This window comes from Methanobrevibacter sp., from assembly GCF_045541095.1.
GTDB lineage: Archaea > Methanobacteriota > Methanobacteria > Methanobacteriales > Methanobacteriaceae > Methanocatella.
Map to the genome: position 1 here is coordinate 1 of NZ_JAZQIJ010000081.1, position 6,041 is coordinate 6,041.

Sequence of the window (6,041 nt, forward strand, 5' to 3'; positions counted from 1 at the left end):
TAGGATAATATCAAATAACCAACGATATATAATAAAAAACCTAGGAATCCTCAACTTCAATAAGTTGAGGTAGTTCAATGTGAAACGATTTAGAATCTTTTGATTCTAACTTTTTTTATAGCTCTTTTTAAATATCAAAAATAATTTACATAAGGCAAACATTAAGTATTATGAAATTTAAACTATTTTTTAACAAATATTAGGAGTTAGATTATGGATTTCATAGTTGTTTTAGCAAAAATCAAACCTAAAGAAGGTTGTTTTGATAGCATTATAGAAGTTTCAAAAGAATTAATTGATGAAACCTTACAAGAAGAAGGAAACATTGATTATCAACTTTTAAAATCTCTAGATGATACTACATTAACATTTGTTGAAAAATGGAAAACTATTGAAGACCTTAAAAAACATATGGCTTCACCTCACTTCGTTAACTTCGGCGAAGAGACTGGGGAATTTGTTGAAGATATGACTATACAAGTTATAGGTGCTGATGAAATCAGCCTATAATTACTTTTTTTATTTTTTAATGATGTATTACTCAAATCAATAACATCATATTTTACTAAATGATTAAATATTTTAAAAATATGATTAATTAAACGTGCTATTTTTTTAATAACTATTAAAATTATTAATGCTTTGCCCTATTATTTTAACTTAAAAAACACTGCAATTATATAAAATATTTAATCTAGATTGTACAAAGTATTTTCATGAACATTTTTATTAATTTTGATGAGAAAAATTCAGATTCCCTTAAAACCAAAAAAGAAGTCGAATCAATTTTAAATAATTTAAACATCAACATTACACAAGACATCACCCAATCAGATTTAATTATCTCAATCGGAGGAGATGGAACATTTCTAAAGACTGCCGGAATGTCAGATGAAAAGCCTATTGTTGGAATCAATACCGGAACATTGGGTTTTCTCACAGAAATTTCTCCTGAAAACATCGAAAATGCATTGAATGATATTTCAAATGGAAAATATGAAATTGAAGAGAGAATGATGCTTGAAGGTGAAATCATCAAATCAACAGGTGAAATAATTGAAATACCTCCTGCACTTAATGAAATAGCCATTTCTAAAAACATGTTTGGAGTAGTCAGATTTGATGCAATAGTAAACGGCAAACTCATCAATTCATATACTGCAGACGGAATAATGTTATGCACTCCTACAGGCTCAACCGCATACAACCTGTCATGCGGAGGACCTATAGTTGATCCGACTGCGCATATTCTGACATTGACACCGATAGCTCCACACACAATACTCAACAGAAGTGTAATCCTTTCAGATGATTCCGTTGTAGACATAAGAATAACAGAACTAAGAGACAACACAACATCCTATGCATTATATGACGGAAAAGCCATTGAAGTATTCGGCGGAGACACAATAAGAATTAAAAAATCAGATAAGGTAACAAAAATAATTAAACTTGAAGATAGAAGTTTCATTGACAATATCCGTGAAAACATCAATTAAAACTTCGTTAATTCATTTAACATATCTTTAATTTCATTTTCAATATACTTTTTCATTTTAATATTTAAAAAGACATCTTTTCCATGAGCAGTGTTTTTAAATCTAATGTATTCCTCTTTGTATAATTGTTTTAAGACTTTATTTATATATTTGCAGGGAATATCTGATAACTTATTGCAAATATTGACTATAGGAGTGTGTCTAGATTGCCAATAGTTGCCACGATACAAAAAAAATAGAATTCTCAATCTAAATTCATCAAAATTCTTTTTTCCCATTGAAATTCAATCCAAATACTGCCTTAATAATTTTTCTAAATTTCTGGCTGTTTTTTTATTTAAAATTAACTGGTAATTAGACTCATTAATCATCTCTAAATCATCATTTTCACTTATGACTTTTTTATTAAAGAGAATGATGCGAATTTCCTCACTATCTCCCCCAACACCAACAGCTGAAGCATATATCAACTCTGAATCCGGGTTGATTTTATGTTTTCTTTTAACGACCACATTATTTTCTTCCATTAGCCCACCACATAATCATACTTAATATTGAAATTTTCATCTTCATTTGCTATTGTAATTTTATAATTTTCTTTCATGATTAATTCCTGTTCTAATTTGTTCAAATCTACATCAGGAGCATTCTCATCAAATACCTCATCCAATTCATCATCACTAAGTTCATCGTAAGGTTCATCAATATTTTTCATTTGATTTTCTATTTCAATCTTATTCAATTCATTTAAAAATTTATTTAATTCTATGACTAAAGGAGACTTGATATTTAAGCTAAATTTAGAGTTGGAATTCTTTATTAATATATTTCTGTTAATCAAATTATCGATGAATTTGTTTAAAGTTATTCTTGATATTTCAGACCCTATTGCAATTTGTTGTTTTGTATAAGTTCCAAAAGGATTCATCAACAAGTAATCAAATACTCTAATTTGCGGATAATCACCTAAAAATTCAACTAGCATAAAAACACCTTGTATATTTTATATACATTTTTTTATATTTAAAATTTTTTATGTATATAAAATATTCAAAAAAATAAGATTGAAAAAAGTATTATAATTGATTAAAAAAATGAAAAAAAATTAATTGACTGTGATGCAATCATTCGGACAAATTGCAACACACACCCTGCATCTTTTACATACCTGGGCGTCACGGACTGCTGATAAATTCTCAACAAGCATCAAAACATTGTTCGGACAAGCGATGATGCATTTTTCACATGCGTCACATTCATCTGTGTTAATGTCAATGTGGCACTCTTCAACTTCCTCTTTGTCTTTTTTTCCTCTTTTGAAAAATGAACCTAAACCCATAAAATTTCTCCTAAACTATAATTAATAAAATCATTCAGATTTACCTAAATTGGTTTTGATTTTAGTGAATAATATTGCAAATATCAAAACCAGAACCACTATTACAGCATCCACCATAAATTCAAATGAATGCATGTTAAGAATTATCTGATATATTCCGATTACCCACATTACAGCTATTGCCAGTGGCAGGAAGTATTTGATGATAAACTTCCAGGTTTTTCCGATTTTCAATCTTCCGTTCTCATTCAATACAGGCAATACTGAATCAATGTCATAGAACCATGTAAATATTATACATTGAATCGCTATCAGAATCAGGATACCGAATTCATTTACAAATGTGTCAACAATCTGAACCATATAGCTGCTGATTCCGGTTGTAAACATCAGTGAAAATGCACATCCTACAATGGAAAGTACAGTAACTGTTTTTTTACGTGACCATCCGAATTTATGCAGAGTTGTATTTACCAGTGGCTCGAAAAATCCCAAAGCGGAAGTGATACCTGCAAAGAGTATTGCCAAGAAAAGCAGTGGAGCGATAATTCGTCCGAAAACACCCATAACATTGAATATCTTAGGGAAAACAACAAATATCAGACTGGTTCCCTCAGTGACAAGCTGAGTGATTGGTGTTCCTGAGGTATGAGACATGTATCCCAATATAGAAAATACGCCAAATGCGGTTAAAACCTCAAAAAGACAGTTTGTGGCAACGACAATCAAAACGTTGTCTATGAGTTTGGAATTTTTAGGCAGATAGCTTGCATAGGTCAAAGCAATTGCCTGACCCATACTCAAAGAGAATATAATCTGTGAAAATGCGGCAAGCCAGACCTGGACATTCAAAAGCATATTCCAGTCCGGGTGAATCAAAGCATTTATACCTATTCCCGCACCAGGAAGTGTGAATGCATAAACAATAATTAAACCCATGAATATGAAAAGCAAAGGCATGAATACTTTTGAAACTTTTCCTATTCCCTCTGTTACTCCCTTATGGGAAATGTACCAGACAAAAATCCACATGAAAAGCACTGCTATTGTTGTTGGAATAAGAAAACTGTTCATGTTTGACAGATTGGAACTTCCTCCAACGCCTTGAACAAAATAATTAGCGGTGTTTGTACCCCAGTTGAAAGTGAAACTGGAGATAAGATATACCAGATCCCATCCCAAAATGACCACGTAATAGATAACAACTATAAAAACTAGGATTACCAGTATCCATGAAATATACTCAAATTTCGGATTGATACTTTTAACGATGTTTGAAAAGGAATCCTTGAAACTGAATCCTATTCCATACTCCAAAATCAGAAATGGAATCCCCATTACAAAAATAGCAAACAGATATGGGATAAAAAATGCTCCGCCACCGTTTGAGTAGAGTACATAGCTGTAACGCCAAATGTTACCCAATCCGACGGCAGCACCAATCATTGCCAAAATAAAAGTTAAAGACGAATCCCACTGATTTTCATGAGACATATTTTTTCACCTAGTAATTAATTTTGTGAAAAATAATATAAAAAATGATAGCATTTCAAAAGAAATATGAAAAATTATCAGTCATGATTTGAAGGATTGATTTTTGTAAAAACCATTGCAAATACCAATACCATAACCAGGATTATGGCATATACTGTCAATTCGAATATTGATGATGCCTGAAACAGATCATATACTCCAAAAACCCACATGACAATTATAACCACTGGCAAAACGTATTTGATGATGAATTTCCAGGTTTTTCCGACCTTGAAACGGTTGTTCTCATTTAACACAGGTATTATGGAATCAACATCGAATACCCATGTGAAAATGATGCACTGTGCCGCAACGAGAATGAGAATTCCGAATTGGTTGACGAATGAGTCAACAACCCCTACAAGGTAACTGCTGATTCCGGTTGTAAACAGCAGGGAAAATGCGCATCCGACTATTGAAAGAACAGTTACGGTTTTTTTACGTGACCATCCCAACTTGATTGAGGATGAATTGACCATAGGCTCTAACATAGCTACAGCTGATGAAATTCCTGCTAAGAGGATAGCTATGAAAAGCAAAGGTGCGATAATTCTACCGACAGGCCCCATAACTGTGAAAATTTTAGGGAAAACAACAAATACAAGACCTGTTCCCTCACTTACCAGCTGTGTAATTGGGGTTCCGACAGTCTGGGACATATATCCCAATATTGAAAACACACCGAATGCGGTAAACACTTCAAACAGGCAGTTTGCGCTACAACGAGAAGAACATTATCTGCCAGCTTGGATTTTTCAGGAAGGTAGCTCGCCAATATGACAACAATTGCCTGACCCATACTCAAGGAAAAAAGAATCTGTGAAAATGCTGCAATCCACACGTTTACATTAAGAAGCATGCTCCAGTCGGGATGTATCAGAGCATCTATACCTATGCCCGCTCCAGGAAGTGTGAGAGCATAAACATTGATGAACGCCATTATAATGAAAAGGATAGGAACTAAAATCTTTGCAGACTTTCCGACTCCTCTGTTCACACCCCTGTGGGAAATAAACCACACGGTAAACCAAATGACAAGCAATCCCAATGTTGTCGGAAGCAGAAATGAAGTCATGTTTGAGAGGTTTGAACTTCCACCTACGGTTTTGGTAAAGTAAAGTGAAGTGTCTGCTCCCCAGTTGAAACTAAAACTTGAACCCAGATAAACCAAATCCCATGCCAAAATGACCATATAATAAATAATCAGTGTAAATAGGCATTAAATAATCAACCATGAGATGAATTCAAATTTAGGATTAATCTTCTTTAAAATATTGGAAAACGAATCCTTGAAGTATAACCTATACCGTACTCCAAAATCAAAAATGGAATTCCCATGACAAAAATTGCAAAAAGATAAGGGATAAAAAATGCTCCTCCACCATTTGAATAGACCACATAGCTGTAACGCCAGATATTACCCAATCCAACAGCGGCACCTATCATGGTCAAGAGAAATGCCAAAGGAGAATCCCAACGTTCATACTGACTCATTAATTTTTCACCTATTTTTACATTTGTGAAAAATCATTTGAACTACCTCAACTTATTGAAGTTGAGGATTCCTAGGTTTTTTATTATATATCGTTGGTTATTTGATATTATCCTAGGCTATCTCCCTCGTCCCATGGGTTCAGACAAAAATGTTAATGTTTTGCTTTTTTAAACTT

The 6,041-nt window shown here is 32.9% G+C and carries 8 protein-coding genes and 1 pseudogene; 2 read left to right on the forward strand and 7 right to left on the reverse strand.

The window, feature by feature from the left end:
* The first annotated feature begins 213 nt into the window (after positions 1 to 213).
* Positions 214 to 510, forward strand: a complete 297-nt coding sequence (locus ACKI2P_RS03575; RefSeq protein WP_407375085.1) for a putative quinol monooxygenase — start codon at positions 214 to 216, stop codon at positions 508 to 510.
* 206 nt (positions 511 to 716) lie between these two features.
* A complete protein-coding gene (locus ACKI2P_RS03580) occupies positions 717 to 1,499 on the forward strand; it encodes an NAD(+)/NADH kinase (RefSeq protein ID WP_407375087.1) in 783 nt (260 codons plus the stop codon).
* On the opposite strand, the gene ACKI2P_RS03585 is transcribed toward ACKI2P_RS03580, so the two are convergent.
* From ACKI2P_RS03585 to ACKI2P_RS03615, 7 genes and pseudogenes are all read right to left on the reverse strand, one after another.
* Positions 1,496 to 1,777 (reverse strand): hypothetical protein, encoded by a 282-nt coding sequence (locus ACKI2P_RS03585; RefSeq protein WP_407375089.1) that lies wholly within the window; start codon positions 1,775 to 1,777, stop codon positions 1,496 to 1,498. The two genes, ACKI2P_RS03580 and ACKI2P_RS03585, sit on opposite strands and share 4 nt — an antisense overlap.
* 6 nt (positions 1,778 to 1,783) lie before the next feature.
* The gene (locus ACKI2P_RS03590) at positions 1,784 to 2,026 is read right to left on the reverse strand and encodes a hypothetical protein (RefSeq protein WP_407375091.1); all 243 of its coding nucleotides are present in this window, start codon (positions 2,024 to 2,026) and stop codon (positions 1,784 to 1,786) included.
* Entirely contained in the window at positions 2,026 to 2,484 is a 459-nt protein-coding gene (locus ACKI2P_RS03595) for a hypothetical protein (RefSeq protein ID WP_407375093.1), read from the reverse strand. Before ACKI2P_RS03595 ends, ACKI2P_RS03590 begins: the two co-directional genes overlap by 1 nt.
* A gap of 120 nt (positions 2,485 to 2,604) precedes the next feature.
* Positions 2,605 to 2,838 carry a 4Fe-4S binding protein gene (locus ACKI2P_RS03600; RefSeq protein ID WP_407375095.1) on the reverse strand — a complete coding sequence of 78 codons (234 nt, stop codon included), beginning with the start codon at positions 2,836 to 2,838 and terminating at the stop codon, positions 2,605 to 2,607.
* 30 nt (positions 2,839 to 2,868) lie between these two features.
* A complete protein-coding gene (locus ACKI2P_RS03605) occupies positions 2,869 to 4,332 on the reverse strand; it encodes a sodium-dependent transporter (RefSeq protein ID WP_407375097.1) in 1,464 nt (487 codons plus the stop codon).
* A 77-nt stretch (positions 4,333 to 4,409) separates the two neighbouring features.
* Positions 4,410 to 5,563, reverse strand: a pseudogene (locus tag ACKI2P_RS03610) (sodium-dependent transporter).
* 74 nt (positions 5,564 to 5,637) lie between these two features.
* Positions 5,638 to 5,865, reverse strand: a complete 228-nt coding sequence (locus ACKI2P_RS03615) for a hypothetical protein (RefSeq protein ID WP_407375099.1) — start codon at positions 5,863 to 5,865, stop codon at positions 5,638 to 5,640.
* Positions 5,866 to 6,041 lie beyond the last annotated feature (176 nt).